The following is a 3991-nucleotide window of genomic DNA, read 5'->3' as shown; positions in this document are numbered from 1 at the left end:
GGCACGGGCGGCACCGATGCACGCCGGTCGTGTGAAGCGGAGGCCGTTCTCATTCCTGAAATATCCGGCTTTGGCGTAGCGGGAAGCGCGTGACGGGCGTCCAGCGGACCCCATCGAAGCTCGCCAGGTCCACGGCGGTGACGCGGGTGGTGAACGGCAGTCCCGGCGCGACGGCGGACTCGACGCCGTCCAGGACCTCGTCGTCGCCGTAGCCGACGGACAGGTGGGGGACGGCCTCGCCGTACCGGCCGCCGTACGGGCGCAGCGCCGGCCACCTGTCCGTCACACATCGCGTGAGAGCGGCGAACGGCCCGGCGGGCTCCGGCCCCAGGTAGAGCAGGCCGGGAAAGCGGCCGCAACCGGTGAAGGCCGCCTCGAAGGGCCGGTGGGCGGCGAACAGCCCCGCCAGCTCCGCCAGCGTCCCGTCCCCGATCTCCGGCCGTGGCAGGAACGGATAGAGCACGGTGACGTGCGCGGTCACGCCGTACCTGGCCGACGGGTCGAACAACGCGCGCTGGCCGCCGACGACCGGCTCGGCTTCGGGCACGGGCACCACGAGGACCGTGGCGCCGACCGGGTACGGAGCCGCCCCGCCCGCGCTCAACTCGCGCCCCGCGTGCCGTACCAGCGCCACTCGGTGAGCCGTGGGCGATCGGGGAGAGCCGTGCGCCCGGTCGCCCACAGCAGGACCTCCCAGGCGTCACCGTCGACGGCGGCATGGTGGGGAAAGAGCCTGTTCAGGACCCGTGAGCACAACTCCCCCGGCGGCGACCACTCCAGGTTCAGCCCTTGAGCGATGTCATGCGTGTGCACGAGGACCTCGACGACGGCCATGGCGGCGAAACCCTCGGGGTCGGAGGGCCCGAAAACGTGGTAGGCGACGGTGTCCTTGGGGGCGGTGCGCAGGACGGACGCCATCAGGCCTCCGCATGCCTCCACAATGGTCAGCAGGCCCTCGGCACCCGCCGCCCGGTCGGCGAAGATGACGTTCGCCGGGCCACCGCTCCGGTCGCTGCTCGTCCGGAACGGCAACAGCGCGGTCGTCGGCGGCGCGGCGAGCCCGAACCTCGCGGCGTAGGTGAACAGGTCGTCGGCCAGATGCTCGAGCGTCTCCCGGCAGGTCCACTCGAGCGTCCCCGCCCTGGCCTCCCACGCATCGGCATCCGCGTCCCTCAGGGCGTCGACGGCCAGGGCCACGACCCGGCGCACGTCCTCTCCGACGACTGCGGCTTCCGCGCTGTGCATGAGAAGGATCGTAACAACGGCCCCGGCGCGGGGCCGGTCAGTCGCGCGTCGGGGTGAGGGTGCGCAGGGCCTCGCGGAGGTCGGCGCCGGAGCCCGCCGCGACGACCCCGCCCTCGCGGTCGACGGCCACGGCGGAGAAGACCGGACCGGCCGGGGCGTCCGGGTCGCAGGTGAGGGTGACGGCGTGCCCGTCGAGCAGCATGGCCTCGGCGTCCGTCCTGGACGGCGGCGCGGCCCGGTCGACCAGGTCGCGGGCCGAGATCAGGGCGGCCACCGGGGTGCGGTGGCGGCCCAGCAGCACAGGGCTCTCGTCGTACGGCTGGGTGACCTGCCGGACGAGGTCGCCGAGCTTGGCCCGGGCCGTCGAGAGCGGCACGAGCGGGAGCCCGCTCAGGATCCCGGACACCTGGGAGAGCGGGACGAGCGCGGCCCACTCCCAGCGTTCGCGGGTGACCAGGATGGTCTCACCGCTCCTGGCGGCCTTGACGATGGTCCCCCAGCGGGCGCGGGCCTCCTCGACGCCGAGCGGGGTGCCGTAGCGGGCGTGGAGTTCGGCGTAGGAGGGCGGCTGGGCGGCGGAGTCGTTGATCACCCGAAGAATCGTAAGGCGCCTTACGGAATATGTGCAAGGCGCCTGACAAAATCCAGGTCAGACGCGCTTCGCCGTGGAGGCGCGGACGACCAGCTCGGTGGCCAGCTCGACGTGGTGGGAGTCGATCTTCTCGCCGGCCGCCAGCCGCAGCGCCGTACGCACCGCCACCCCGCCCATCTCGCGCAGCGGCTGGCGCACGGTGGTCAGCGGCGGGGAGGCCATCCGGGCCATCTGGGTGTCGTCGAACCCCACGATGCTCAGGTCCTGCGGGACGCGCAGGCCCCGCTCCCTGGCGGCCTCCATGACGCCCAGCGCGCTCTCGTCACAGCCGGCGAAGATCGCCGTCGGCGGCTCCGGCAGGTCGAGCACGGCCCCGCCGTACTCGAGTCCGTCCTCGTAGCGGAAGTGCCCGGAGCGCGTGTACGCGGGCGGCACCGGCACCCCTTCGGCCTCCATGGCGGCGCGGTAGCCGTGCAGGCGGGCCTGGTTGCAGGCGGCGGTGGCCGGGCCGCCGAGGTAGGCGATGCGCCGGTGGCCGAGGGACAGCAGGTGCTGGGTGGCGGCCAGCCCGCCGGCGAAGTTGGTGGAGCCGACGCTGGTCACGCCGGCGTGCGACAGGTGGAGCGGGTCGATCACGACCAGCGGCAGCCGGACGCGGGACAGCGCGGCCAGCTGCCGGGTGCTCAGCTGGTCGCACGTGACGCAGATCAGCGCCCGGCGCCCGGCGGCGGCCAGGTCGCCGGCCCACGCGGCGGGGTGGTCGATCTTCTTCCTGACGCTGACGACGATCCCGACGCCGAGCTCCGCCCCGGCCGCCACCACACCCTGGATGATCTCCGTGGAGTAGGTGCTGAAGTCGTCGTCGAACTGCACCTCGACGGTGTCCGTCGCGACCGGCCCGTCCGTACCCGGGGTCCGGCGCGGCGACGGCGCGATGTAGTCGTGCTCCCGCAGCAGCGACTGCACCAGGGAGCGAGTGGTCGGCGCCACGTCGCTGCGGCCGTTGAGCACCTTGGACACGGTCGCCACCGACACGCCCGCCGAGGCCGCGACCGTGGCCAGCGTGGCGCGTCTAGAACTGGACGGCATCGACTCCCCTTTCCCGCTCGACCGACACGGGGGTGTCCAGGCGCCGGTCGTGGCCGACGACCCGGGCCGGGCCGGTCAGCCGTACCGTGCTCCGGCACGGCAGGTCGGCCGCCGACGTGCCGACGAGCACCTCGATGTCCCCGGGCTCCACGATGCGCCTCAGATCGCGGCCGGTGAAGGCCGTCCGGTCGGCGTGCACCCGGAAGGTCACGCGGGCCCTCGCCCCGGGCTCCAGCCGCACCCGGGCGAACCCGGCCAGCTGCCGGACCGGCCGGGTGACCTGGGCGACGACGTCGTGCAGGTAGAGCTGGACGACCTCCTCGCCGGCCCGGTCCCCGGTGTTGCGCACGCTGACCGCCACGCCGAACTCGCCGTCCGTGGGCACCTCGGCGTCGCTGATCCGCAGGCCGCCGACCTCGAAGGTGGTGTAGGAGGTGCCGTACCCGAACGGGAAGAGCGGGGTCGGGTCGAGGTTGCTGATGCCCTGGCTGTTGGCGCCCAGCGGCGGCTGCAGGTACGTGCCCGGCTGCCCGCCGTGCCCGCGCGGGATCTGCACTGGCAGCCTGCCCGACGGCTGGACCCGGCCGGACAGCACGCCGGCCACGGCCGCGCCGCCCTCCTCGCCGGGCATGAACGCCTGGACGAGCGCCGCCGCGCCCGCGCGCACCCCGCCCAGCGCGTACGGGCGGCCGGAGACGACGACGGCGACGACCGGCGTGCCCGTCGCGGCCAGCTCGGCCACCAGGTCCTCCTGCACCCCGGGCAGGCGCAGGTCATCGGCGTCGCAGCCCTCCCCCGAGGTCCCGAGACCGAACAGCCCGGCGAGGTCGCCCACGGCCACCACGCACAGGTCCGCCCCGCGCGCCGCCTCGAGCGCGGCGGCGAACCCGGAGCGGTCGTCGCCCTGCACCTCGCAGCCCCGCTCGTGGACGAGCTCGGCCTCCGGCAGCTCGGCCCGCAGCCCGTCGAGCAGGCTGGGCGCCTCGATGCCGAGCCCGAGCGCGGGATGGCGGGGCAGCACGTGGTTGGGGAAGGCGTAGCAGCCCATGAACGTCCGCGGATCGT

5 protein-coding genes are annotated in these 3991 nt (G+C 74.3%); all 5 read right to left on the bottom strand.

Annotation, left to right across the window (positions count from 1 at the left end):
- Nucleotides 1-49: 49 nt before the first annotated feature.
- The gene (locus tag ACWDX9_RS60675; RefSeq protein WP_449973013.1) at nucleotides 50-634 is read right to left on the bottom strand and encodes a 2'-5' RNA ligase family protein; all 585 of its coding nucleotides are present in this window, start codon (nucleotides 632-634) and stop codon (nucleotides 50-52) included.
- Complete coding sequence (locus ACWDX9_RS60670) at nucleotides 601-1245, bottom strand: maleylpyruvate isomerase N-terminal domain-containing protein (RefSeq protein WP_449973012.1); 645 nt, start codon at nucleotides 1243-1245, stop codon at nucleotides 601-603. Before ACWDX9_RS60670 ends, ACWDX9_RS60675 begins: the two co-directional genes overlap by 34 nt.
- 37 nt (nucleotides 1246-1282) lie before the next feature.
- Nucleotides 1283-1837 (bottom strand): type II toxin-antitoxin system prevent-host-death family antitoxin, encoded by a 555-nt coding sequence (locus ACWDX9_RS60665; RefSeq protein WP_449973011.1) that lies wholly within the window; start codon nucleotides 1835-1837, stop codon nucleotides 1283-1285.
- Between the two features lie 57 nt (nucleotides 1838-1894).
- Nucleotides 1895-2926 (bottom strand): LacI family DNA-binding transcriptional regulator, encoded by a 1032-nt coding sequence (locus ACWDX9_RS60660; protein WP_449973010.1) that lies wholly within the window; start codon nucleotides 2924-2926, stop codon nucleotides 1895-1897.
- Nucleotides 2910-3991 (bottom strand): glycoside hydrolase family 3 C-terminal domain-containing protein (locus ACWDX9_RS60655; protein WP_449973009.1); only part of this gene is annotated, 1082 nt, incomplete at its 5' end. The genes ACWDX9_RS60655 and ACWDX9_RS60660, both read right to left, overlap by 17 nt.

It is taken from the genome of Nonomuraea sp. NPDC003201 (genome assembly GCF_053590415.1).
This window is presented reverse-complemented; position numbering and strand designations above follow the sequence as displayed.